The organism is Burkholderia sp. lig30 (assembly GCF_000687455.2).
Lineage (GTDB): Bacteria > Pseudomonadota > Gammaproteobacteria > Burkholderiales > Burkholderiaceae > Burkholderia.
Genome location: NZ_JGVW01000052.1, coordinates 97,902 through 123,106, shown reverse-complemented (window position 1 = coordinate 123,106; position 25,205 = coordinate 97,902). Strand labels below are relative to the sequence as shown.

General features: G+C 67.6%; 19 protein-coding genes. 8 read left to right on the top strand and 11 right to left on the bottom strand.

Going from position 1 to position 25,205, the window contains the following annotated elements; all coding sequences use genetic code 11:
* Positions 1-106: 106 nt before the first annotated feature.
* From LIG30_RS05055 to LIG30_RS05040, 4 genes are read right to left on the bottom strand one after another with little or no spacing between them, the layout of a single operon-like run.
* On the bottom strand, positions 107-1,639 hold the full coding sequence (locus tag LIG30_RS05055; protein WP_038710171.1) for an efflux transporter outer membrane subunit: 1,533 nt from the start codon (positions 1,637-1,639) through the stop codon (positions 107-109).
* Between the two features lie 10 nt (positions 1,640-1,649).
* Positions 1,650-4,880, bottom strand: coding sequence for a multidrug efflux RND transporter permease subunit CeoB (ceoB, locus tag LIG30_RS05050; protein ID WP_038710170.1), 3,231 nt, complete (start codon positions 4,878-4,880; stop codon positions 1,650-1,652).
* A 59-nt stretch (positions 4,881-4,939) separates the two neighbouring features.
* Positions 4,940-6,148 (bottom strand): efflux RND transporter periplasmic adaptor subunit, encoded by a 1,209-nt coding sequence (locus LIG30_RS05045; protein ID WP_038710169.1) that lies wholly within the window; start codon positions 6,146-6,148, stop codon positions 4,940-4,942.
* 26 nt (positions 6,149-6,174) lie between these two features.
* A complete protein-coding gene (locus LIG30_RS05040; RefSeq protein ID WP_038710168.1) occupies positions 6,175-7,026 on the bottom strand; it encodes an alpha/beta hydrolase in 852 nt (283 codons plus the stop codon).
* A 169-nt stretch (positions 7,027-7,195) separates the two neighbouring features.
* Between LIG30_RS05040 and LIG30_RS05035 the strand changes: the two genes are divergently transcribed.
* On the top strand, positions 7,196-8,200 hold the full coding sequence (locus LIG30_RS05035) for a LysR family transcriptional regulator (RefSeq protein ID WP_038710166.1): 1,005 nt from the start codon (positions 7,196-7,198) through the stop codon (positions 8,198-8,200).
* Positions 8,201-8,470: 270 nt separating this feature from the next.
* On the top strand, positions 8,471-8,728 hold the full coding sequence (locus LIG30_RS05030; protein ID WP_038710165.1) for a DUF4148 domain-containing protein: 258 nt from the start codon (positions 8,471-8,473) through the stop codon (positions 8,726-8,728).
* Positions 8,729-8,928: 200 nt separating this feature from the next.
* On the opposite strand, the gene LIG30_RS05025 is transcribed toward LIG30_RS05030, so the two are convergent.
* From LIG30_RS05025 to pdxR, 4 genes are all read right to left on the bottom strand, one after another.
* The gene (locus tag LIG30_RS05025; RefSeq protein WP_038710206.1) at positions 8,929-10,050 is read right to left on the bottom strand and encodes a purine-nucleoside phosphorylase; all 1,122 of its coding nucleotides are present in this window, start codon (positions 10,048-10,050) and stop codon (positions 8,929-8,931) included.
* 83 nt (positions 10,051-10,133) lie between these two features.
* Entirely contained in the window at positions 10,134-10,724 is a 591-nt protein-coding gene (locus tag LIG30_RS05020; protein WP_038710164.1) for a LysE family translocator, read from the bottom strand.
* Positions 10,725-10,788: 64 nt separating this feature from the next.
* The gene (gene selD, locus LIG30_RS05015) at positions 10,789-11,853 is read right to left on the bottom strand and encodes a selenide, water dikinase SelD (protein ID WP_038710205.1); all 1,065 of its coding nucleotides are present in this window, start codon (positions 11,851-11,853) and stop codon (positions 10,789-10,791) included.
* A gap of 66 nt (positions 11,854-11,919) precedes the next feature.
* Positions 11,920-13,422 (bottom strand): MocR-like pyridoxine biosynthesis transcription factor PdxR, encoded by a 1,503-nt coding sequence (gene pdxR / locus LIG30_RS05010; RefSeq protein WP_038710162.1) that lies wholly within the window; start codon positions 13,420-13,422, stop codon positions 11,920-11,922.
* Between the two features lie 124 nt (positions 13,423-13,546).
* Here pdxR and LIG30_RS05005 point away from each other — a divergent pair, with 124 nt between their 5' ends.
* Entirely contained in the window at positions 13,547-14,836 is a 1,290-nt protein-coding gene (locus LIG30_RS05005; protein ID WP_051994872.1) for a 4-aminobutyrate--2-oxoglutarate transaminase, read from the top strand.
* 76 nt (positions 14,837-14,912) lie between these two features.
* Positions 14,913-16,382: an NADP-dependent succinate-semialdehyde dehydrogenase gene (gabD, locus tag LIG30_RS05000; protein ID WP_038710159.1), complete on the top strand. Its 1,470-nt coding sequence runs from the start codon at positions 14,913-14,915 to the stop codon at positions 16,380-16,382.
* Between the two features lie 81 nt (positions 16,383-16,463).
* On the opposite strand, the gene LIG30_RS04995 is transcribed toward gabD, so the two are convergent.
* The gene (locus LIG30_RS04995; RefSeq protein ID WP_038710158.1) at positions 16,464-18,008 is read right to left on the bottom strand and encodes a methyl-accepting chemotaxis protein; all 1,545 of its coding nucleotides are present in this window, start codon (positions 18,006-18,008) and stop codon (positions 16,464-16,466) included.
* 511 nt (positions 18,009-18,519) lie between these two features.
* The gene (gene pcaF, locus LIG30_RS04990; protein WP_038710157.1) at positions 18,520-19,722 is read right to left on the bottom strand and encodes a 3-oxoadipyl-CoA thiolase; all 1,203 of its coding nucleotides are present in this window, start codon (positions 19,720-19,722) and stop codon (positions 18,520-18,522) included.
* A gap of 213 nt (positions 19,723-19,935) precedes the next feature.
* Here pcaF and LIG30_RS04985 point away from each other — a divergent pair, with 213 nt between their 5' ends.
* The 3 genes from LIG30_RS04985 (at position 19,936) to LIG30_RS04975 (ending at position 23,246) form a co-directional block, all read left to right on the top strand.
* Positions 19,936-20,724 carry an IclR family transcriptional regulator gene (locus LIG30_RS04985; protein WP_038710155.1) on the top strand — a complete coding sequence of 263 codons (789 nt, stop codon included), beginning with the start codon at positions 19,936-19,938 and terminating at the stop codon, positions 20,722-20,724.
* A 374-nt stretch (positions 20,725-21,098) separates the two neighbouring features.
* Positions 21,099-21,881 (top strand): ABC transporter substrate-binding protein, encoded by a 783-nt coding sequence (locus tag LIG30_RS04980; RefSeq protein ID WP_038710153.1) that lies wholly within the window; start codon positions 21,099-21,101, stop codon positions 21,879-21,881.
* A gap of 249 nt (positions 21,882-22,130) precedes the next feature.
* Positions 22,131-23,246 (top strand): succinylglutamate desuccinylase/aspartoacylase family protein, encoded by a 1,116-nt coding sequence (locus LIG30_RS04975; RefSeq protein ID WP_038710151.1) that lies wholly within the window; start codon positions 22,131-22,133, stop codon positions 23,244-23,246.
* Positions 23,247-23,370: 124 nt separating this feature from the next.
* On the opposite strand, the gene LIG30_RS04970 is transcribed toward LIG30_RS04975, so the two are convergent.
* Positions 23,371-24,180, bottom strand: a complete 810-nt coding sequence (locus tag LIG30_RS04970; RefSeq protein WP_038710150.1) for a MetQ/NlpA family ABC transporter substrate-binding protein — start codon at positions 24,178-24,180, stop codon at positions 23,371-23,373.
* 701 nt (positions 24,181-24,881) lie between these two features.
* Here LIG30_RS04970 and LIG30_RS04965 point away from each other — a divergent pair.
* The gene (locus LIG30_RS04965) at positions 24,882-25,142 is read left to right on the top strand and encodes a DUF2866 domain-containing protein (RefSeq protein ID WP_038710149.1); all 261 of its coding nucleotides are present in this window, start codon (positions 24,882-24,884) and stop codon (positions 25,140-25,142) included.
* The last annotated feature ends 63 nt before the right edge of the window (positions 25,143-25,205 follow it).

Sequence of the window (25,205 nt, the reverse complement as noted above, 5' to 3'; positions counted from 1 at the left end):
GCGGCCGCTGGCACATGCGAAAAACCCCGGACACGCAGGCTGACGCCGCGCTCCGGGGTTCGACACGCGCACGGGCGATGCACGCCGCATCGCCCGGCCATCACGCTCAGCGCGACGCGACATTCTCCTTGCGCAGCGCGCCGCTGTCGGCGGCGGGCTGGCCGCCCCAGCCGCCGCCGAGCGCGCGAATCAGGTTGACGGTCGACACCGCCTGCGTGCCGGTCAACTGGTTCGCCTGCAGCTGCGACACGAGCACCGAGCGCTCGCTGTCGATCACGTCGAGATAGCTGACCTCCCCTTCCTGATATTGCGTGCGCGACAGCGTGGCCGCGCGCTTCGACGCATTGACCGCCGCGTCCTGTGCGCGAATCTGCTCGTCGAGCAAGCGCAGGTCGGCGAGGTTGTCCTCGACTTCGCGGAACGCGACGAGCACCTGCTGCCGGTAGTTCGCGACCTGCTCGTCGTACTGCGCGCGCGCCTGCTGGACGCCCGCGCTGCGACGCCCGCCGTCGAAGATCGGCAGCGTGAGCGCCGCGCCCGCGAACGGCCCGAGCAGGAACGTGCGGCTCGTCCACATGAACAGGCTGCCGAGCGTCGCGGCCTCGTAGCCGAATGCACCCGTGATGTCGAGCTTCGGGAAGTACGCGGATTTCGCGAGGCCGACGCGCGCGTTCGCGGCCGCCATCGCACGCTCCGCCGCGGCGATGTCGGGCCGCCGTTCGAGCAGCGCCGACGGCAGGCCAGCCGGAATCGCCACCTTGACCGGCACGATCGGCGTCTCCGTGAACGAGAAATCCGCCGGCGGCTTGCCGAGCAGGATCGCGAGCGCATGCTCGGATACCGCGCGGCGTCGCGCGACACCGACCGCATCCGCCTGCGCGGTCGCCAGCTCGTTCTTCGCGCGCGACACGTCGAGCTCGCTGATGTCGCCCTCGTTGAAGCGGCGCTGCACGAGCCTGAGCGCCGCATCGCGCAGCTCGACCGTGCGGCGATACAGGTCCTGGTCGGAATCGAGACGGCGCAGCTCGAAATAGTTCTGCGCGACGTCCGCCTGCAACGCGAGCTGCACCGAGCGGAACAGCGCCTCGCTTTGTGCGGTGTCCGCGCGCGACGCCTCGACATTGCGGCTCACGCGGCCGAACAGGTCGGCCTCGTAAGACACCGTGCCCTGCGCGCGCCAGAGCGTCGCGGTCGTCGGGCCGGTGCCCTGCGGCTGGAACTGCGATGCCGACGACAGTCCTTCGCGCGTCGGCCCGAAGCCGGCGCCGATCTGCGGGAACCACTGCGAACGCGCGGCGCGGGTCGCTGCGCGCGCCTCCTCGACGCGCGCCGCCGCGGCCTTCAGGTTCTGGTTCGCGGCGAGCGCCTGCGCCTCGAGCGCATCGAGCGCCGGATCGCCGAACACCGTCCACCATTCGCCGCGATGCGCGACGTCGGACGGCTCGGCGGTCTTCCACGTGCCGGCCTGCTCGCCCGGGGCAAGCACGGGCGCTTCCTTGAATGCGGCAGGTGTCGCGACGTCCGGCCGCTTGTAGTCCGGCCCGACCGCGCACGCGGCGAGCAGCGACACCAGCAGCCCGCTCGCCACCGCCAGTTTCGCGATGCGCGTGAAGCCAGGTTGAGTCATGGTCTTGTCCATCCTTCTATCCTCAAGCATCGGGAGCCGGCACGCCCGGAGCCGGTACGCCCGGAGCCGGTACGCCCGGAGCCGGCACGCCGTAACCGGCCGAATCCTTTTGCGCGACGTGGATCTTGCCGCCCGCGAGCGTGCGCAGCACCACATAGAACACCGGCGTCAACATCAGGCCGAACAGCGTCACGCCAAGCATCCCGAAGAACACGGCGATACCCATCGCATGTCGCATTTCAGAGCCCGCGCCCGTCGACGTCACGAGCGGCACCACGCCCATGATGAAGGCGATCGACGTCATCAGGATCGGGCGCAGCCGCAGCCGGCTCGCCTCGATCGCCGCTTCGAGCGGCGTCTTGCCGTCATGCTCCAGCTCGCGCGCGAACTCGACGATCAGGATCGCGTTCTTCGCCGACAGCCCGACCAGCACCATCAGGCCGATCTGCGTGAAGATGTTGTTGTCGCCCTGCGTGAGCCACACGCCCGTCAGCGCCGACAGGATGCTCATCGGCACGATCAGGATCACCGCGAGCGGCAGCGTCAGGCTCTCGTACAGCGCCGCGAGCACGAGGAACACGAGCAGCACGCTGATCGGGAACACCCACATTGCCGAGCTGCCGGCGAGAATCTGCTGGTACGTGAGGTCGGTCCATTCGAACTTCACGCCACGCGGCAGCGTCTCGGCCGCGATCCGCTCGATCGCCGCCTGCGCCTGCCCGGACGAGTAGCCGGGCGCCGGGCCGCCGTTGATGTCGGCCGCCGTGTAGCCGTTGTAGCGCACCACCATTTCCGGCCCGAAGGTCGGCGTCACAGTCACCAGCGAAGACAGCGGCACCATTTCGCCGGCTGCATTGCGGGTCTTCAGCTGCAGGATGTCGTCCGCGCGCTGGCGGAACGGCGCGTCGGCCTGCACCCGCACCTGGTAGACGCGGCCGAAGCGGTTGAAGTCGTTCACGTACAGCGAGCCGAGGTAGACCTGCATCGTGTTGAACACGTCGGTGACGGGCACGCCGAGCTGCTTGGCCTTCACGCGGTCCAGGTCGACGTTGAGCTGCGGCACGTTGATCTGGTAGCTCGTGAACAGCGGCCCGAGCTCGGGCGCCTGCTGCGCGCGCTTGATGAAGTCGTTGGTCGCGTCCGCGAGCCGCGCGTAGCCGACCGCGCCGCGATCCTCGATCTGCATCTTGAAGCCGCCGAGCGTGCCGAGGCCGAGCACCGGCGGCGGCGGGAACACCGCGACGAACGAATCCTTCATGTTCCCGTATTGCTGGTTGAGCGCGCCCGCGATCGCGCCGGCCGACAGCGCGTTGCCGTGACGTTGCGCGAACGGCTTGAGCGAGACGAACACGATGCCCGCGCTCGAGCTGTTCGTGAAACCGTTCACCGACAGGCCCGGGAACGCGACCGCGCTCTCGACGCCCGGCTGCTTGAGCGCGATCGCGCTCATCTCGCGGATCACCTTCTCGGTGCGGTCGAGCGACGCGCCGTTCGGCAGCTGCGCGAACGCGATCAGGTATTCCTTGTCCTGCGCGGGCACGAAGCCGCCCGGCACGATCCTCGACATCAGCACAGTCGCGCCGACCAGCACCAGATAGACGCCGAGCATCACCGCCTTGCGCGACAGCACGCCGCGCACGCCGTGGCCGTAATGTTCCGCGCCGCGATGGAACACCTTGTTGAAGCCCCTGAAGAAGCCGCCGAGCGCGCGGTTCATGACCCGCGTGAGCCAGTCCTCCTTGTCGCCGTGGCCGCGGAGCAGGATCGCGGACAGCGCGGGCGACAGCGTCAGCGAGTTGAATGCCGAGATCACCGTCGAGATCGCGATCGTCATCGCGAACTGCTTGTAGAACTGGCCGGTCAGGCCCGACATGAACGCGAGCGGTACGAACACGGCGACCAGCGTGAGCGCGATCGCGATGATCGGCCCGCTCACTTCCTGCATCGCCTTGTAGGTCGCCTGCCGCGCGGTCATGCCGTTCTCGATGTTGCGCTCGACGTTCTCGACCACGACGATCGCGTCGTCGACGACGATCCCGATCGCCAGCACCATCCCGAACAGCGACAGCGCGTTGATCGAATAGCCGAACGCGAGCAGCAGCGAGAACGTGCCGACGATCGACACCGGCACCGCGATCAGCGGAATGATCGACGCGCGCCAGGTCTGCAGGAACACGATCACCACGATCACGACCAGCGCGATCGCTTCGAGCAGCGTATGGATCACCGCCTTGATCGACGAACGCACGAACTGCGTCGGGTCGTAGACGATCTTGTAGTCGACGCCCGCCGGGAAGTCCTGCTTCAGCTCCGCCATCGTCTTGCGGACCTCGTCGGAGATCTGCAGCGAGTTCGCGCCCGGCGACTGGTTGATCGCGATCGCGACGGCCGGCTTGTTGTCGAGCAGCGAGCGCAGCCCGTACTGGGACGCGTCGAGCTCGATGCGCGCGATGTCGCGCAGGCGCGTGACGCCGCCGTCCGGCGTCGTCTTGACGACGATGTCGCCGAATTCCTCCTCGTTCTGCAGCCGCCCGCGCGCATTCACCGACAGCTGCAGCGGCGTGCCGGGCAGCGACGGCGACGCGCCGATCACGCCTGCCGCGACCTGCACGTTCTGCTCGCGGATCGCCTGCACGACGTCGTTCGCGGTCAGCCCGCGCTGCGCGACCTTCTGCGGATCGAGCCATACGCGCATCGCGTAGTCGCCCGAGCCCCACAGCTGCACCTCGCCGACGCCCTGGATCCGCGACAGGCGGTCCTTCACGTTGATCAGCGCGTAGTTGCGCAGGTAGGTCATGTCGTAGCGGTTGTCCGGCGAGATCAGGTGCACCACCATCGTCAGCGTCGGCGAGCTCTTCACGGTCGTGATGCCGAGCCGCTGCACGTCTTCCGGCAGGCGCGGCAACGCCTGGTTCACGCGGTTCTGCACGAGCTGCGTGGCCTTGTCCGGATCGGTGCCGAGCTTGAACGTGACGGTGATCGCCATGTTGCCGTCGCTGTTCGCCTGCGACTGCATGTACAGCATGTCCTCGACGCCGTTGATCTGCTCCTCGAGCGGCGACGCGACGGTTTCCGCGATCACCTTCGGGTTCGCGCCCGGATACTGCGCGCGGACGATCACCGACGGCGGCACGACTTCCGGATATTCCGAAATCGGCAGCAGGAACATCGCGATCACCCCGCCGAGCAGGATGACAACCGACATCACCCCTGCGAAGATCGGCCGGTCGATAAAGAATTTGGATATGTTCATCTGAGGCTCTGTCTAGTTGAGCGCGAACGCGCGGCGGCCTGGAACGGCTGGCCGGCCGCTCACGAATTCGCCTTCGCCTGCGCGGGCTTCGCGTTGTCGGCGAGCGGCGCGGCGTCGCCGCCCGTCATCGGCACGACGCGCGGCTTGACCTGCGCGCCCGGCCGCGCGCGCTGCGTGCCGCTGACGATCACGCGGTCGCCGGCCGCCAGGCCGCCGACGATCTCGCGCTGGTTGCCGTGCTGCAGCCCCGGCTGCACTTCGCGATACGACACGCGGCCCTGCGCATCGACGACGAACACGAACTTCTTGTCCTGATCGGTGTTGATTGCCGCATCGTCGACGAGCAGCGCCGGATGCGGCGCGCTGCCGCCCACCTTGATCCGCGCGTACAGGCCGGGCACGAGCGTGCCGTCCGCGTTGTCGAAGCGTGCGCGCACGCGGATCGTGCCGGACGACGTGTCGAGCCGGTTGTCGACCGAATCGATCGTGCCGCGCCGCGAATAGCCGGTCTCGTTCGCGAGACCGAGCTCGACCGGCACCTTGCGGCCGTCGCGCGCGCCGTTGATGTACTGGAGGTAGGTCTGCTCGTCGGCGTCGAACGACGCGTAGATCGGCGACACCGACACGAGCGTCGTCAGCGGCGCCGCGCTCGCGCCGGCCGACACGACGTTGCCGACCGTGATCTCCGCGCGCGACACGCGACCCGACACCGGCGCGGCGATCCGCGTATAGCCGAGGTTGATGCGGGCGGTCTCGAGCGCGGCCTGCGCGGCCTTCAGGTTCGCGGTCGCCTCGCGCGCCGCGTTCTGCTTCTCGTCGTAATCGCGCTTCGCGATCGCGTTGTCGCCGATCAGGCGTTGCGCGCGCTGCCAGTCGCTCTGCGCGTAGCCGTCGCGCGCCTGCGCGCCGGCAAGCTGCGCGGCCGCGCGGTCGACCTCGGCCTGGTAGGGGCGCGGATCGATCACGTACAGCACGTCGTCTTTCCTGACGAGCGCGCCGTCCTTGAAGTTGACCGACACGATCGTGCCGGACACCTGCGGCCGGATGTCGACCTTCTCGACCGCTTCGAGGCGGCCGGAGTAGGTCTGCCAGTCGGTGACGGTGCGCGTCACGACGGCCGCGACGTCGACTTCGGGAAGCGGCGCCGCCGCCTTGTCGGGCGCGCTCGCGTTGACGCGGATCGCCCCGAACGTGCCGAGGCCCGCGATGGCGAGCGTCGCGAGCGCGGCGAGCGCGATGCGGGAACGGGGAGTGCGCAGGATGGCCATGAAGATCTCCGGTTTGCGTGGTTTTTTCAAATGAGGGAGCGCGCCTGGAAGCGGCACTGGAAGAAGCGCACCGCTTCGAGCAGCGCCGGCGCGTAGGCGGCGAGCGCCGCGTGGGTGACGTCGGGATAGCGGATCACCTGCGTCAGCACGCCGGATTCGATCAGGCATCCGGCGTACTTCTCCGCCTCGACGTGCAACACGTCGTTCTGCGCGGTGACGATCAGCGTCGGCGGCAGGCCGCCGAGGCGCACCGATTCGAGCGGCGCCGCGTACGGATGCATGCGCTGCGCCGCCTGCGGCAGATACGCGCGATAGCACGCCGCGCACTCCTTCGCGGTGATGTCCGACGACAGGCGGCGCTCGTCGCCGATGCGCGTCATGCTGGGGTCGAGCATCGGGCCGAACAGCGCCTGGGCGGCAATCGACACGTCGCCGCGGTCGCGCGCGATGAACGCGAGGCAGTTCGCGAGCTGGCCGCCCGCGTCATGGCCGGCCACGCCGATCTTCTTCGGATTGCCGCCGAACGCGCGTGCGCGCGTGGCAACCCACACCGCCGCGCGATACGCGTCTTCCGGCGCGGCCGGAAACGGATGATCGGGCGCGAGCGAATAATCGACCGACACCACGAGCGCCGGCATGTGCTCGGCCAGAAAGCGCGCGGCGAATTCCGCATCGTCGAGCGAGCCGCGCACGAAACCGCCGCCGTGAAAGTAAAGCACTACCGGCAATCCGGTTTTATCGGGACGGCGATACAGTCTTAAAACAATGTCCCGCGCATAGCCGGGAATCTCGACGTCCGACACCGTCAAAGCCGCGCCGGCCCTTGTTTCGGCGGGAGACGGGGTTTTCAGTAAATTGCGAAGATCTGAAGCGTCCATGACGATGCGGCATCCATTTCGAGATGGAGCGCATTCTGGGTCCGGCAGACATTCGGATAAATGCCTATAATCCGGCAACACAATTCAAAGACCCTGAACAATCGCGCGTTGTGTGCGCTTACGAGGCGCCGCGGCCCGTTTGTTCCGTCTCCCATTCCCGGAGGTTGTGATGGACCGGCTTCAGGCCATGCAGGTGTTTACGCGTGTCGTCGACACGAACAGCTTCACCAAGGCGGCGGAAACGCTCAGCCTGCCGCGGGCGTCCGTCACGACGATCATTCAGAATCTGGAAGCGTTCCTCGGCGTGCGGCTGATGCACCGGACCACGCGCCGCCTGTCGCTCACACCCGACGGCGCCGCGTACTACGAACGGTGCGTGCGGATCCTCGCGGACGTCGAGGAAACCGAAGCGAGCTTCCAGAACAACAACCGCAAGCCGCAAGGCAAGCTGCGCGTCGACATGCCGGGCGCGCTCGGGCGGATGGTCGTCATTCCTTCGTTGACCGAATTTCATGCGCGCTATCCGGACATCGACCTGCAGCTCGGCCTGTCGGATCGTCCGGTCGATCTGCTGCAGGAAGGCGTGGATTGCGTGATCCGGGTCGGCGCGCTGCAGGACTCGTCGCTCGTCGCGCGCCGCGTCGGGCTGTTCGAGGGCACGTCGGTCGCGTCACCCGCCTATCTGGCGCAGCACGGCGAGCCGCAGACGATCGAGGACCTGAGCCAGCACAAGGCGGTGAACTATTTCTCGAGCCGCACCGGCCGCACGCTCGACTGGGCGTTCCTGATCGACGGCAAGGAAGTGGAAGTCAAGATGAACAGCGTCGTGTCGGTCAACGACGCGGACGCGTACGTCACCTGCGGCATCGAGGGCTTCGGCCTCATCCAGCCGCCGCTGTTCATGGTGCTGCCGCACCTGCGCGACGGCACGCTCAAGGAAATCCTGCCGGGCTACAAGCCGCTGCCGATGCCGATCTCGGTCGTCTATCCGCATAGCCGCCATCTGTCGCCGAAGGTGCGCGTGTTCGTCGACTGGATCGCGGAAATCTTCGAGCGCTGCCCGTTGCTGAGCGGCAAGAAGAGCCTCGACGCTACGTGCAGCAAACGCACGTTCGAGGACGCGGAGCGCGCGCCGACGCTCGACACGCCGGTGCTGAACGAATGGGTCGCGTGAGGGCGTGAGCGCCGCACTGCCGGTTTCGCAAGACCACACTGGCGGTGCGGAATGCGATTGTTCCACCCGGAAGACAATTCAATTCGCCGCAGCGTGATTTATCGCCGCGGCGCCAGCCCCTACATTAGTTCCTGTCGCGCAGCAGCACGCGCATCGAATCGACAAATTCGCGTGCCCCAGTAAGCGCCAAAGCGCCAACCGGGGTCGACCGCCTTGCATGGGACCCCAGTAAGCGCTAAAGCGCTAACCGGGGTCGACAGGAACAGCACCATGAATCGCCGCAGTCTTCTCGCCGCCCTGGCACTTGCCTTCACGGTTTCGGCGCCGGCTTTCGCCGACGCGGGCGCAGTTCACGCCGGCACGTACGGCGACACGTCGTGGTACGGCAAGAGCATGAAAACGCGCGCCGAAGTGCGCGCGGAACTCGTACAGGCGCAGCAGGACGGCATGCTCGCGAATGGGCGCAAGTCGACTTCGAATGGGTCAGGGCTCGACATGATGCCGCGCCCGCATCGCGCGACGCCGTAAGGCAACCCGCTCGCCGACGCCGATCGCGTCGCGCGGCGGCTTCCCCGAGCGCGGCCCGGCTTCACCAGCCGGCCGCCATCGTCATTCACGCTCACAAGGTACCGACATGAACGAACCCGTCCCCTCCCCGCTCGATTACTGGGATAACAACACCCCGGTCTGGACACCTTTCCGCTCGAGCACGCCGTCGCACTGAGCGCTCAACGCGGTGGCACGCCATCGCGCCACGCGTCCCAGTGCGTGACGATCTCCTGCACCAGCGGGTTGCCCGCCCGGTACAGGTTCTCGGTCGCCGGAGCGAACCCGCCCTGCGCCGCGTAATTCAGCAAGTTGTCGGCACTCGTCTGGCCGCGGTGCGGCCGGTCGAAATCCGAACCGGTGCGCAGCACCGCGACCCGCGCGAGATCGACGCGCCGCACGCTCGCCGCGCGCTTGAGCGCCTCGAAGGTCGCGTTGTCCTCCTGCGCGGTCATGCAGTAGGTGCCCTGGCCGTCGGTCAGAAGCTTCATCCACTGCCGCGCCCGTTCGCCGAGCCGCGTGCCGGAAAACCACGTATTGCCCGACAACGTGTCGCAGCGGATCACGGCCGGCGGCCGGTTCGCGGGCGCGTAGTCGAATTTCGCGCGCGCGGCCTGCGCCTGCGCGCTGTCGGCGAGCGCCACGTCGCGCGACAACGCGTAGGCGGCGTCGGCCAGTTGCGCGTTCAGCCGGAACACCTCGGTGCGGTAGTCGAGCGGTGGCTTGTCGGCGGGCCGCTTCGTGTTGATGCCGAGATAGCCGGTCGGCCAGCCGGCCGGACGCTCGCGCGCATCGAGCTCCCATTGCAGGCCGAAGTCGACCAGATACGTCGCCCAAGCGGCGGAACCGAGCGTGCCCTGCGCGGGATCGACGCCGGCAATGCCGGAAATCAGGAAATATGTGCGGCGCAGATCGAATTGCGTCGAGAACGTCAGCGCCATCGTCGATGCGGCGGCGTTCGCATAGCCCATGCCGGTCGTGACGACGCATACGTCCTGAAGGTTGCAGCGCACCGCCGGGTAATCGGGCGACAGGCCCGGCACGGCCACCGCTTGCCACGGGCCGAGGCGATCGAGCCACGCCTGCCCCTCCGGCGCGAACATCGTGACGATCATCACCTTGACCGGGCGGCCCGGCGCGGCGGCGGACACCGTGCTCGCGCCGTCCTGCGGCGCGACCGATGGCGTGAGCGATGGCGTGAGCGATGACGCGGGCGATGGCGTGAGCGATGACGCGGCCGGCGGCGCGGTCGTGCAGGCGGCGAGCGAGAGCGCGGCGGCGCCCATCATCGAGCGAATCAGCATCGGCATTCCTTATCGACAGGTACGACGTTGAGCGAATCAGCGCGAACGGTTGACGCAGGCCGCACGATGCGCCGCGCGGCGGTTCAGAGCCGCGCGAGACCGGCGACGCCGTAGCCGAGCACGACGAGCGCGGCCGCGACGTGGCTCGCCGCGAGCCACACCGGCGACTTGACGAGGCGGCCGATCGCGCTGCCGCCGAACGCGAACACGAGTTGCCCGGTCAGGCTGCCCGTGAACACGCATGCGGCGCCGAGCAACCAATGCCGATGCACGGCGGCGGACGCGGCCGCGTAGCCGTAGAACAGCAGGATCGTGAGCGGATTGGCGAGCGTGACGAAGAACATCGACGTGAACGGCCGGCTGCCGGGCGCGGGTGCCGCGCCGTCGAGCGTGCGGCGGCGATCCCTCAGCGCCTGCCACAGCATGCGCGCGCCCATTGCGAGCAGCACGAGCGCGCCGACCAGGCGGAACAGCGGCAGGTGCGCGGCGAGCGTGCCCGCGAGCACTGCGCCGATCGTGAAGGCGACGACCGCGTAGCAGCCGTCGGCCGTCGCGACGCCCACCGCCGCGCGCACGCCGCTCGCCGCGCCGGCATGCATGCCGTAGTTCGCGATCATCAACGCGACGGGCCCGACCGACAGCGCGATCATCAGCCCGAACAGGAAGTCGTTCATCCGGAATCGCCATTCATCGGATAAAACGACGATTCTAGCGGGTATGCCGTTTGCGGCAAACGCGTCAAATAACCTCGACGCGCGCCGGGCCGTCCGCCATCTCGCCGATCACCGCCGCGCGATCGAAACCGTCGGCATTGAAACACGCGAGCACGTCGTCGACCGCTTCCGGCGCGCACGCGACGAGCAGGCCGCCGGATGTCTGCGGATCGGTCAGCAACGCCTGCGCGACGGCCGGCAGGCCGTCCGAGAGCCCCACGTCGGCGCCGTAGGCCGCCCAGTTGCGCCCCGACGCGCCGGTGACGACGCCGTCCGCCGCGAACGCCTCGACGCCCGCGAGCCACGGCAGCGCCGCGTAGCGCACGCGCGCGGTCAGGCCCGCGCCGCGCGCCAGCTCCAGCGTGTGGCCGAGCAGCCCGAAGCCCGTCACGTCGGTCAGCGCATGCACGCCGGGCAAGCCGGCCAGCTCGGCGCCGGGGCGGTTCAGCTTGGTCGTCGTCGCGATCATTTGCGCGTAGCCGGCCGCATCGAGCCGGTTCTTCTTGAGCGCCGCCGACAGTACGCCGACGCCGAGCGGCTTGCCGAGGATCAGCACGTCGCCCGCGCGCGCGGCCGCGTTGCGCTTCACGCGATCGGGATGCACGACGCCGATCGCCGCAAGGCCGTAGATCGGCTCGACGGAGTCGATCGAATGGCCGCCCGCGACCGGGATGCCCGCTTCCGCGCAGACCGACTCGCCGCCGCGCAGCACCGCCGCGATCGTCTCGTGCGGCAGCACGTTGATCGGCATCCCGACCAGCGCGAGCGCGAGGATCGGCTTGCCGCCCATCGCATACACGTCGGACAGCGCGTTGGTCGCCGCGATGCGGCCGAAGTCGAACGGATCGTCGACGATCGGCATGAAGAAATCGGTGGTCGCGACGATCGCCTGCTGGTCGTTCAGGCGGTAGACCGCCGCGTCGTCGGACGTCTCGGTGCCGACGAGCAGATCGGGAAACAGCGCGGGCGGCGTCGCGCGCCTGAGCAGCTCGGACAGCACGCCCGGCGCGATCTTGCAGCCGCAGCCGCCTCCGTGCGACAGGCTCGTGAGGCGCGGAACGGCGGGCGGGGTTTGCGTGGCTTCGGTCATCGTCGGCATCCGGTTGAAATACAGCACACTATTATCGGCAATTCCGCGCCGGCGCGCGCAGCCGTTTCAGGCCGCTGCCGCGAGCGAGAATCCCCGCTCGTCGATCGCCTCGGCCAGCGTGCCGAACGCACCGGCGATCTGTTCCTCCGGCACGCATGCATACCCGAGCAGCAATCCCGGCTGCGCGCGCGAATGCGCCTCGTAATACCCGGACAGCGCCCGCACGACGATGTTGCGCTCGAGCGCCGCCTGCGCGACCGCGCGATCGTCGGCGCCGTCGGGCAGCCGGATCACGAGATGCAGCCCCGCGTCGCCGCCCGCCGCCGGCAGCGCGTCGCCGTACCGGCGCGCGAGCACGTCGAGCAGCATCTCGCGGCGCTGCCCGTACAACGTGCGCATCTTGCGGATATGCGACACGAAGTGGCCCTCCGCAATGAACTCCGCGAGCACCGCCTGCTGCAGCAGCTGCCCCTCGCGGTACAGCTCCGCGCTCGCCGTCGCGAAGCTCTCGGCGAGCGGCTCCGGCGCGACCAGATAGCCGACCCGCAGCCCCGGGAACAAGGTCTTGCCGAAACTGCCGACATAGATCACCTGCCCGGTGTCGTCGAGGCCCTGCAGCGACGCGAGCGGCCGGCTGCCGTAGCGGAACTCGCTGTCGTAGTCGTCCTCGATGATCCAGCAGCGGTGCTGCCGCGCGTATTCAAGCAGCATCCGGCGCCGCGCGAGGCTCATCACCATGCCGAGCGGATACTGGTGCGACGGCGTGACGAGCATCAGCTTCGGCGGCTCGGCCAGATCGGCGGCGGACGGCGCGATGCCCTCGTCGTCGACCGGAATCGGCCGCGTGGTCAGGCCCGACACGTTCAGCACGCTGCGCACGCCCCAGTAGCACGGGTCCTCGGTCCAGATCGCGTCGCCCGGATCGGTCAACAGGCGCACGGCGAGGTCGATCGACTGGTGGATGCCGGTCGTGATGATGATCTGCTCCGGCGTGCAGCGCACCGAGCGCGACGTGCGCAGGTAGTCGGCGAGCGCCTCGCGCAACAGCGCGAGGCCGCCGCCCGGCGCATAGGTCAGCAAATCGGGGCGCAGGCGCCGCCAGTACTTGTTGTGCAGGCGCATCCACACCCGCGCGGGAAACCGCGACATGTCGGGCACGCCGGGCATGAACGCGCCGCCCTGCCGCTTCGACACGCCCGCGCCCTCGAGCAGGCGCGCACCGCGCGCGGACAGCGGCCGCGCCGCTGCCGGGGTGGCCTCGGCCCGGCGCGCGGCCTCGGGCGCGCCGACGATCTCGTCCGGCGCGCTGTCGGCGACGAACGTGCCGCGGCCGGTCGCCGACGTCACGTAGCCTTCGAGCGCGAGCTGTTCATACACCTGCGTGACCGTGTTGCGCGCGATGCCGAGCTCGGCCGCGAGCAGCCGCGACGACGGCACGCGGGTGCCGGCCGGCAGCTCGCGCGACAGGATCGCGTGCTGCAGCAGCCGGTGCAGCTGCCGGTAGATCGGTTGCTCGTTGCCCCGCACGAGGCGCTGTGCCAGCCAGTCCGACAACACGCTCGCCCGCATAATTGGCTCCTATATATTTATTGAAATGGCTCTGATTGCCAGAGCCAAATGTGATTATAGTCGCCTCCATGGGTTGCCGGAGCGCACCCGATTCCCCTACCAACCTGATTGGAACATCAAGGAGATGATCGTGAAGAATGCCGACCTGCAGGCACGCAAGAACGCCGCCACCCCGCGCGGCGTCGGCGTGATGTGCGATTTCTACGCAGCACGTGCCGAGAATGCCGAGCTGTGGGACGTCGAGGGCCGTCGCTTTATCGATTTCGCCGCCGGCATCGCCGTGCTGAACACCGGCCATCGCCACCCGAAGATCGTCAAGGCAATTGCCGAGCAACTCGACCAGTTCACGCATACCGCATACCAGATCGTGCCGTACGCGTCGTACGTCGAGCTGGCAGAAAAGATCAACCAGCGCGCGCCGGGCGACTACCCGAAGAAGACCGCGTTCTTCACGACCGGCGCCGAAGCCGTCGAGAACGCGATCAAGATCGCGCGCGCCGCGACGGGCCGTCCGGGCGTCATCGCATTCGCGGGCGGCTTCCACGGCCGCACGATGATGGGCATGGCACTGACCGGCAAGGTCGCGCCGTACAAGATCAACTTCGGTCCGTTCCCGGGCGACGTGTACCACGCACCGTTCCCGAACCCGCTGCACGGCGTGACGACCGCCGATTCGCTGAAGGCGATCGAGTCGCTGTTCAAGGCCGACATCGATCCGAAGCGCGTTGCCGCGATCATCTTCGAACCGGTCCAGGGCGAAGGCGGTTTCGTGCCGGCACCGGCGGATTTCGTGCGCGCGCTGCGCAAGATCTGTAACGAACACGGCATCCTGCTGATCGCCGACGAAGTCCAGACCGGCTTCGCGCGTACCGGCAAGCTGTTCGCGATGCAGCAGTACGACGTGCTCGCCGACCTGATGACGATGGCGAAGAGCCTGGCCGGCGGCATGCCGCTGTCGGGCGTCGTCGGCCGCGCCGACCTGATGGACGCAGCAGCGCCCGGCGGTCTCGGCGGCACCTACGCGGGCAACCCGCTGGCCGTCGCGGCAGCGCACGCCGTGCTCGACATCATCGACGAGGAAAAGCTCTGCGATCGCGCGACGACGCTCGGCGACACGCTGAAGGCGAAGCTGAACGCGCTGAAGGCCGACGTGCCGCAGATCGCCGACGTGCGTGGCCCGGGCGCGATGGTCGCGGTCGAATTCGTGAAGCCGGGCACCGGCGAGCCGGATGCCGACTTCACGAAGCGCGTGCAGGCGCGTGCGCTCGAGCGCGGTCTGCTGCTGCTCGTCTGCGGCGTCTACTCGAACGTGGTACGGTTCCTGTTCCCCCTCACGATTCCTGACGCCGTGTTCAACGAAGCGCTCGGCATCCTGGAAGAAGTGCTGAAGGAAACGGTCGGCGTGCCGGCCTGAGGTCCACTCACCTGATCGCGCCGCCGCCATCCTCCCGGGTGGCGGCGGTTGTCGCATCTGCAAACCGGGTATCCCCATGAGCAACGTTCAAGAAACCCTTGCATTGAAAGACCCCTCGCTGTTCCGCCAGCAGGCGTACGTCAACGGCGAATGGCAGGCCGCCGCGAGCGGCGAGACGTTCGACGTCCGCAACCCGGCGACGGGCGCGCTGCTCGGCACCGTGCCGGCGATGGGCACCGCCGAAACGCGCCAGGCGATCGACGCGGCCAACGCCGCGTGGCCCGCATGGCGCAAGAAGACCGCGAAGGAACGCGCGGCAATCCTGCGCAAGTGGCACGACCTGATGATGGAAAACGCCGACGATCTGGCGTTGATCCTGACGACCGAACAAGGCAAGTCGCTCGCCGAGGCGAAGGGCGAAATCGGCTATGCGGCGTCGTTCCTCGAGTGGTTCGCCGAGGAAGGCAAGCGCGTCTACGGCGACACGATCCCGACCCACGCCGGCGACAAGCGCATCGTCGTGACGAAGGAGCCGATCGGCGTGTGCGCGGCGATCACGCCGTGGAACTTCCCGTCGGCGATGATCACGCGCAAGGTCGGCCCGGCGCTCGCCGCAGGCTGCCCGATCGTCGTGAAGCCGGCCGAGGCGACGCCGTTCTCCGCGCTCGCGATGGCCGTGCTGGCCGAACGCGCGGGCGTGCCGGCAGGCGTGTTCAGCGTCGTGACGGGCGACCCGAAGGCGATCGGCGGCGAGCTGACGTCGAACCCGGTCGTGCGCAAGCTGTCGTTCACCGGCTCGACGCCGGTCGGCCGCCTGCTGATGGCGCAATGCGCGCCGACGGTCAAGAAGGTGTCGCTGGAACTGGGCGGCAACGCGCCGTTCATCGTGTTCGACGATGCCGACCTCGACGCTGCGGTGCAGGGCGCGATCGCGTCGAAGTACCGCAACAGCGGCCAGACCTGCGTCTGCACGAACCGCTTCTATGTGCATGAAGCGGTGTACGACCAGTTCGCGCAGAAGCTCGCGGCGGCAGTCGGCGAGCTGAAGGTCGGCCGCGGCACCGAGCCGGGCGTCACGCAAGGCCCGCTGATCAACGAAGCGGCCGTGCTGAAGGTCGAGGCGCACATCGAAGACGCGCTCGCGAAGGGCGCGCGCGTCGTCACGGGCGGCAAGCGCCACGCGCTCGGCCACGGCTTCTTCGAGCCGACGGTGCTGACGGGCGTCACGCCGGCGATGAAGGTCGCGAAGGAAGAGACGTTCGGCCCGCTCGCGCCGCTGTTCAAGTTCAGCTCGGACGACGAAGTCATCCAGTTCGCGAACGACACCGAGTTCGGTCTCGCGGCGTACTTCTACAGCCGCGACATCGGCCGGGTGTGGCGCGTCGCCGAAGCGCTGGAATACGGGATGGTCGGCATCAACACCGGCATCATCTCGAACGAAGTGGCGCCGTTCGGCGGCGTGAAGCAATCCGGCCTCGGCCGCGAAGGCTCGCACTACGGCATCGACGACTACGTCGTCATCAAGTACATGTGTCTCGCCGTCTGACGACGGCACATGCGCCGCCCGCCCGGGCAACCGGGCGGGTGGCTCGACGCGGGCGCGGCACCCCTCTCCGCGGCGCCCGCGTCACCTGAACACGTTCACCGCGTCGACGAGACGCGTCGCCTGCTGCCTCAGGCTCTCCGAAGCCGCCGTGCTCTGCTCGACGAGCGCCGCGTTCTGCTGCGTGATGGTGTCGAGGTGCTCCACCGCCTGGTCGACCTGCGATACACCCGTGCGCTGCTCCGTCGTCGACGAGCTGATCTCCGCGATCAGATCCGACACGCGCTTCACCTGCGTCACGATATCGTCCATCGTCTTGCCCGCATCGTCGACGATCCGCGCACCCGATTCGACCCGCTCGACGCTCGAACCGATCAGCGCCTTGATCTCCTTCGCCGCGTTCGCGCTGCGCTGCGCAAGCGCCCGCACCTCGCCCGCGACGACCGCGAAGCCGCGACCCTGATCACCGGCGCGCGCCGCCTCGACCGCCGCGTTCAGCGCGAGGATGTTGGTCTGGAACGCAATCCCGTCGATCACGCTAATGATGTCGGCGATCTTGCGCGAGCTTTCGGTGATCTCGCCCATCGTATTGACGACCTCGGCCACCGCCTGGCCGCCGCGCTCCGCCGCGCCGCTCGCGGACTCCGACAGCTGGTTCGCCTGCTGCGCCGTCTCGGCGTTGCTCGACACGGTCGCCGTCATCTCGGCCATCGAGGCCGCCGTCTGCTGCACGCTCATCGCCGCCTGCTCGGTGCGCGCGCTCAGGTCGTTGTTGCCCTGCGCGATCTCGTTGCTCGCGCGCTGGACGTTGAGCACCTGCTCGCTCACGTCGTCGACGAGCCAGCGGAACATCAGCCCGAGCTGGTTGATCGTGCGCAGCGTCATGCCGATCTCGTCGACGCGGTTCATCCGCGCGCCGCTGCGGCTTTCGCCGGTCGCCACCTGCAGCGCCTGGTCGCGCAACTGCGCAAGCGGGCGCGCAATCTGCGCGTCGAGCCACGCGGCCGCAGCGGCGGCCACGCCCGCCGTCACGGCGGCGAACGCGGCGAGGCTCCCGCCCGTCAGGCCGAGCGCCCAGCCCGCGCCGATCACGAGCGGCACGAGCGCCAGCCACACGGCATGCAGGCGCCAGCGCACCGACATCGTCTGTAACATCGACGTGAAGCCGAGCAGCCCCTTGCGGACGAGCAGCCCCTTGTGGAAGTGGCAGTTGCCCGCCTTGCCTTCGCGAAACTGGCGATAAAGCGCCTCGGCCGCCTCGATCTCGTCGCGGTCCGCCTTCGTGCGGACCGACATGTAGCCCTGCGGCTGACCGTTGCGCATCACCGGAATGGCGTTCGCGCGCACCCAGTAGTGATCGCCGTTCTTGCGGCGGTTCTTGACGAGCGCAGTCCACGGCTCGCCGCCCTTCAGCGTCGCCCACATGTCGGCGAACGCCTCCTTGGGCATATCCGGGTGACGCACGAGATTGTGAGGCTGGCCCTCTATTTCCTCGGGTGAAAAACCGCTGACCTGAATGAACGCCGCGTTCGCATATTTGATGTAGCTGTTGGCGTCGGTGGTCGACATCAATGTTGCGTCATCCGGAAAATCGAACTCGTGCTGCGTGACGGGTTGATTGTTACGCATGGTCTTTGGCTCCGATAGGCGGATCTCGCGCCTGCGTCAGGATTGAACGACAAGGAACCCAATGCATGCGGGATTGCCGCCAGCCATTGGTCCGTCCCTACGCTTTCGGCAGTTTTCCCGAAAACATTAACCCTATTCGGGAAAACATCTATAAACCCGGCCGCCCTGCTCTTTATCGAACAATTTATTCATGGATAAAACAGAAAGCAGACCAGGCAGGGGCTTTCGGATTACTCATATGATTAATTATTAGGCGCACGCTTCATCCGATTCAAGAATCGGCATGATTAAATCGCTATATGAAACTTTCTTCTTTTAATTGCGGAATTATTTCCCATAAGTGCGCTGTCGGCGCAACGGCATGAGAGGATCGGACGACGACGCGGCGGTCGGCCCTTCTGGCGACCCGCTCGACGAGGGGACGGGGTTCAAGGACAGGGATACGCGCGGGCCGGGCAGGCGCCGGCCCGCGCATGGAACGGCCCGATGACAGGCCGTTCCGTGAAACGGGTCAGATCCGCTCGATCGCGAGCGCGATACCCTGGCCGACGCCGATGCACATCGTGCACAGCGCGTAGCGGCCCTTCGTGCGGTGCAGCTGGTACATCGCGGTGGTCACGAGCCGTGCGCCGGACGCGCCGAGCGGGTGGCCGAGCGCGATCGCGCCGCCGTTCGGGTTGACGCGGGGATCGTCATCCGCGACGCCAAGCATGCGCAGCACCGCCAGCCCTTGCGACGCGAACGCCTCGTTCAGCTCGATCACGTCGAACTGGTCGATCGTCATGCCGAGACGCGCGAGCAGCTTCTGCGTCGCCGGCGCCGGGCCGATGCCCATCACGCGCGGCGCGACGCCTGCCGTCGCCACGCCGAGCACGCGTGCGCGCGGCGTGAGCCCGAAGCGCTTCGCGCTTTCCTCGTTCGCGAGCAGCAGCGCGGCCGCGCCGTCGTTGACGCCCGACGCGTTGCCGGCCGTCACCGTGCCGTCCGGGCGCACGACGCCCTTGAGCTTCGCGAGCGTCTCGAGCGACGTTTCGCGCGGATGTTCGTCGCGCAACACCACGACCGGATCGCCCTTCTTCTGCGGAATCGTCACCCCGACGATCTCCTCGGCGAGCGTGCCGTCCTGCTGCGCGCGCGCGGCCTTCTGCTGGCTGCGCAGCGCGAACAGATCCTGGTCGGCGCGGCTGATGTTGTAGTCGGTCGCGACGTTCTCCGCCGTTTCCGGCATCGAGTCGACGCCGTGCAGCTGCTTCATCAGCGGATTCACGAAGCGCCAGCCGATCGTCGTGTCGAAGATGTCGGCCTGACGCGCAAACGCGCTCGCCGCCTTGCCCATCACGAACGGCGCACGGGTCATGCTCTCGACGCCGCCCGCGATCATCAGCGCGGCTTCGCCGGACTTGATCGCGCGCGCGGCGGAGCCGACCGCGTCCATCCCGGAGCCGCACAGACGATTGATCGTCGAGCCCGGCACGACCTGCGGCAGCCCGGCCAGCAGCGCGGACATGCGCGCGACGTTGCGGTTGTCCTCGCCGGCCTGGTTCGCGCAGCCGTAGATCACGTCGTCGATCGCCGACCAGTCGACGTCGCGGTTGCGCTCGACGAGCGCCTTGAGGGGCACAGCGCCCAGATCGTCGGCGCGCACGCCGGACAGCGCGCCGCCGTAACGCCCGATCGGCGTGCGGATCGCATCACAGAGGAAAGCTTCGGTCATCAGTGTCTCCTTGAAATCGGAACCGGCGCACCCGTTGCACTCACCGCCAGGATGCGCTTAAATGTTCTATATGCGAACATTAGATCGTGTATCGAACGCTCGAGGCATCATAGGGAGTGCGGGGATAAGATGTCAAGCGGCGCCCGGGCGCGTCCGGTTGGCGTGTCCGGCCCCATGCGCTATCTTCTCGGCTGCACGAAATTCCGACAGGTCATGACTTCCGAAGACATCCAGGCCAAACCGGGCGATTCCTACGTCCAGTCGTTCGCGCGCGGGCTCGCGGTAATCCGCGCGTTCGATGCGGCCCATCCAGAGCAGACGCTGACCGAGGTCGCGTCCGCCACCGGCCTGACCCGCGCCGGCGCGCGGCGCATTCTGCTGACGCTGCAGACGCTCGGCTACGTCGAGGCGGACGGCCGCCTGTTCCGGCTCACGCCGCGGATTCTCGACCTCGGTTTCGCGTACCTGACGTCGATGCCGTTCTGGAACCTCGCGGAGCCGGTGATGGAACAGCTGTCGGCGCAGATCCACGAAAGCTGCTCGGCCGCGGTGCTTGACCGCACCGAGATCGTCTACGTGCTGCGCGTGCCGACGCACAAGATCATGACGATCAACCTGTCGATCGGCAGCCGGCTGCCCGCCTACTGCACGTCGATGGGTCGCGTGCTGCTGTCCGCGCTCGACGACGCGGCGCTCGACGCCACGCTCGCGCAAAGCCCGATCCGCGCGCACACGGCGCGCACGATCACCGACATCGGCGAACTGAAGGCGGCGATCGCGCAGGTTCGCGAGCAGGGCTGGGCGATCGTCGATCAGGAACTGGAGGTGGGGCTCCTGTCGCTTTCCGCGCCGATCCGCAATCGGCGCGGGCAGATCATCGCCGCGATGAACATCAGCGGCAACGCGCAGCGGCACACGGCCCGGCAGATGGTGAAGGAATTCCTCGAGCCGCTGCAGCAGGCCGCGCAGACGGTGTCTGCGCTGGTGGCGCGGCGCGGGTGACGGGCAGCCGTGCGGCGGCGCCTGGGTTCGCCGGGTTCGCCGGGTTCGCCGGGTTCGCCGGGGTCGCCCCGTCCGTCGGCGCAAATCCCGGCAGCGGCAACGGCCGGGGAGCCGCGCCGTCAACGAAATGCCGTGCTCGATCGTTGCTTTGTCGGCGACGGGCATGCGGGCCCGCCGTTGCGCCGGTGTCCGGGCCAGGCCGCCGTCATCGGGGCATGTCCTAAGCGCACCGCCCGTATTTTGTCTTGATAATCTCCGCAGATCGCCGGCCTGCATCGGGCGAGCGAGACGGCCAGCCCGGCGCGAAGCCACGCCGGGCAGAGGTATTGTGTGCGGCACAACCGCGCATCCAACGAACTACATGAGGAGTCACAGTGAAAAAAATTCTTGCGGCCTTGACGGTTGCCCTGCTCGCCGTTTCGGCTGGCGGCGCCTACGCTAAAGACTGGTCGACCGTCCGCTTCGGCGTCGATGCAAGCTACCCGCCTTTCGAATCGAAAGGCCCGGACGGCAAGGTGATGGGCTTCGACGTCGATCTCGGCAACGAAATCTGCCGCCGCCTGAACGCGAAGTGCGTGTGGATCGAGAACGACTTCGACGGGATGATCCCGGCGCTGAAGGCGCGCAAGTTCGACGGCGTGCTGTCGTCGATGTCGATGACGCCGGCGCGTGAAGAGCAGATCGCCTTCTCGGCGAAGCTGTTCAATACGCCGACCCGCCTCGTCGAGAAGAAGGGCGTCAACCTGATGCCGGACGCGAAGGCGCTGAAGGGCAAGCGCATCGGCGTCGAGCAGGGCACGATCCAGGAAACCTACGCGAAGGCGCACTGGGCGCCGGCCGGTGCGACCGTGGTTCCGTACCAGAACCAGGACCAGGTCTATGCCGACCTGATCGCCGGCCGTCTCGACGCCGCACTGCAGGACGCGGTGCAGGCCGACATCGGCTTCCTGAAGACGCCGCGCGGCAAGGACTTCACGTTCGCGGGCGGCGATATCGACGATCCGAAGACGCTCGGCAATGGCGCCGGCATCGGTCTGCGCAAGGAAGATACCGACCTGAAGGCGAAGATCGACAAGGCGATCACCGACATGCGCAAGGACGGCACGTACGACAAGCTCGCGAAGAAGTACTTCGACTTCGACGTCTACGGCAAGTAAGCACGCGGATTGACCGCACGCAAACGGGCTCCTCACGGAGCCCGTTTTTTTATGCGCGTGCCGGACGCGAACGCGCGGCCGAGCCATGCGGACGGCCGCTTCCGCGATGATTTTTTTTGCGATAACTGAATGATTCGCAAAGGTAAATCATCTGTTCCGAAACCGGTTTGATGGCTTTTTGTCAGCCACGTACAATCGTTATTCCACGGACATCGGATCACTCGCGGCGGCTGCGCCGCCATTTTCATCATGCAAACGCAGACCCATCCGCTGATTTCCCCGGCCCTCGGCACCGCGCGTCAGATCACCAGCTTCCACTACGGCCCGCGCGGCGGCAAGAAGATCTACATCCAGTCGTCGCTGCACGCGGACGAGCTGCCGGGCATGCTGGTCGCCACGCTGCTGCGCCGCAAGGTCGCGGCGCTCGAGGCCGCGGGCAAGCTGCTCGGCGAAATCGTCATCGTGCCGGTGCCGAATCCGATCGGGCTGTCCCAGCACGTGTTCGGCGATCATCTCGGCCGCTTCGAGCTGGGCTCGATGCAGAACTTCAACCGCAACTTCTACGATCTCGCCGGGCTCGTGCTGCCGCGCATCGAAGCGCGCCTGGGCGGTGACGCGCAGCGCAACGTCGCCGCGGTGCGCGCGACGATGCGCGAAGCGCTCGACGAGCAGAAGCCGAGGACCGAGCTGGACTCGCAGCGCCTCGCGCTGCAGAAGCTCTCGTACGACGCCGACATCGTGCTCGACCTGCATTGCGACAGCGACGCGGCGATGCACCTGTACACGAACCCCGACCTGTGGGACGACGTCGAACCGCTCGCGCGCTACCTGGACGCGCAGGCGTCGCTGCTTGCGCTGAACTCGGTCGGCAACCCGTTCGACGAAATCCACAGCTTCTGCTGGTCCGAGCTGCGCAACCGTTACGGCGACCGCTTCCCGATCCCGAACGGCGCGATCTCGGTCACGGTCGAATTGCGCAGCGAGCGCGACGTCTCGTATGAATTCGCGGAGAAGGACGCGCAGGCGATCGTCGAATACCTGACCTCGCGCGGCGTGATCGACGGCACGCCCGCGCCGCTGCCGCCGCTCGCCCACCCGGCGACGCCGCTGGCGGGCACCGATCCGCTCGTCGCGCCGGTCTCGGGCGTGATCGTGTTCCGCACGCCGGTCGGCGCATGGATCGAGGCGGGGCAGGAAGTGGCCGACATCGTCGATCCGCTGACCGACCGCGTGGTCACGCTGAAGAGCAGCGTGTCCGGCGTGCTGTATGCGCGCCAGGCGGTGCGCTTCGCGACGGCCGGCATGGAAGTCGCGCGGATCGCCGGCGCGACGCCGTTCCGCTCCGGCTCGCTGCTGTCCGCCTGATCCACACGATCCGCGCCGCCCGTCCGGGCGGCCCGCCAGACACGATCGCCCGCGCCAAGCGGGCGATCGTTCATCGGCGCGGCCATCGTTTCGCAGGCCGCGCGCAACGTTGGTTCCGGTTCGCTCAGAAAGCCGGCACGATCGCGCCGCCGAACTTCGTTTCGATGAACTTGCGCACGTCGTCCGACTCGTACGCCGCCACCAGCTTCCTGACCCACGGCTTGTCCTTGTCCTGCGCGCGCACCGCGATCAGGTTTGCGTACGGGCCCTTCAGATCCTCGATCGCGATCGCGTCCTTCACCGGCGAAAGCCCTGCCTTCACCGCGTAGTCGGTATTGATCGACGCCGCGTCGAGATCGGGCAGCGCGCGCGGCAGTTGCGCGGCGTCCAGCTCGACGAGCTTGAGCTTCTTCGGATTCTCGGCGACGTCGAGCGGCGTCGCATTCACGCCGTTCGTGCCGGCGCCCGGCTTCAGCTTGATCACGCCGTATTTCTGCAACAGCAGCAACGCGCGGTTGCCGTTCGACGGATCGTTCTGGATGCCGACTTTCGCACCGGCCGGCAAGTCCTTCAGCGACTTCAGCTTCTTCGAATAGAAGCCCATCGGCGACGTGTACGTCAGCCCGACGTTGACGATCCGGTAGCCGCGCTGGCGGATCTGGCTGTCGAGGAACGGCTGGTGCTGGAAGCCGTTCGCTTCGAGGTCGCCCGCGTCGAGCGCCGCGTTCGGCTGCACGTAGTCGTTGAACTCGATGACCTTGACCGCGAGCCCGTCGCGCGCGGCGACCTTCGTCACCTCGGCCCAGATCTGCGCATCCGGTCCGCTCATCGTGCCGACCTTCACGGTCTGCGCCTGCGCGTGCGCGCCCGGCGCCGCGAACGTCAATGCCGCGCCGAGCGCGGCGATGCCAGCCAACCAGGGAGAGCGTCGCATCCGGTTTCCTCATGTGTCGTGTCGTGATGGAACACGCATCGTCACACGGGGCCGCGCGGGCACGAACCAAGCAAATCGCATACATATATTCCGGCATCCGATCGATCGTCATCCGCAATGGGCATAACCAACCGGGACGCAACCACGCATCAATCCATATCGCCGCGGCGCCACATTCGAATTTCCCGATATGACCTGTCATATTCACTGCACCGTCAGCAGTCAGAATGATGCATGGCGTTTCGAACCGTTCCCGGTTCGCCGGACACGCCCGACGTCGCCGCCCACCCTCGCGCATGCGGCGGCCGGCATCGGCTGCGCGTCCACACGCCTGACGGATTCGATCACGGGCCATCCGCAACCAGGCCAGCGGCACGCTCGCGAACCGCACGCCGCATCAAGCGCAGGCCGGCCTCGAGCACGCGTTGCCGCGGCACGTCAGCGCGAGCGCACGGAAGCAGCCGGCCGTGCGCGCCGCCATCCGATACAGGTTTTAAAGCGTTTGCTTAACACATGGATTTACGCGACAGGAAGCGCGTGACAGCGTCACGAAGCGCTTTTTTATACGCATTTAAGTTTCACTTAATTCTGGGCTGCGACGATGCACTCACCCCCCCTGTTGGCCGCCTGAGCACCGGCGGCTTTTTTTTTGAAAGCGGCGGCCGGCACCCGGCCACCCTCAGACAGGATCGGAGGCCACGATGATCGAAGATACCGTTTTCAGCCATCTGCACACGATTCTCACGCGCGAACACGCGCTGCCCGTCCAGAGCTGCCGCGTGTCGGTAGCCATGCAGCGTCCCTGGGGACGCCCGTACCGGCTCGTCGAATGGACGATACAGCTCGACGCGCCCGCGCGGCGCCAGATCGTGCCGGCCGAATCGACCGAAGCGGAAATCGCCGAGGTGGTCGCGTCGCACATCCCCGGCCGCCTGTACGGCGACGGCCAGCTTCAGTACTGACCTGACGGCCGGCGCGGCCCGCACCGTGCGGCAACTGGTCCCGTATGACGTGGTGATGAATTC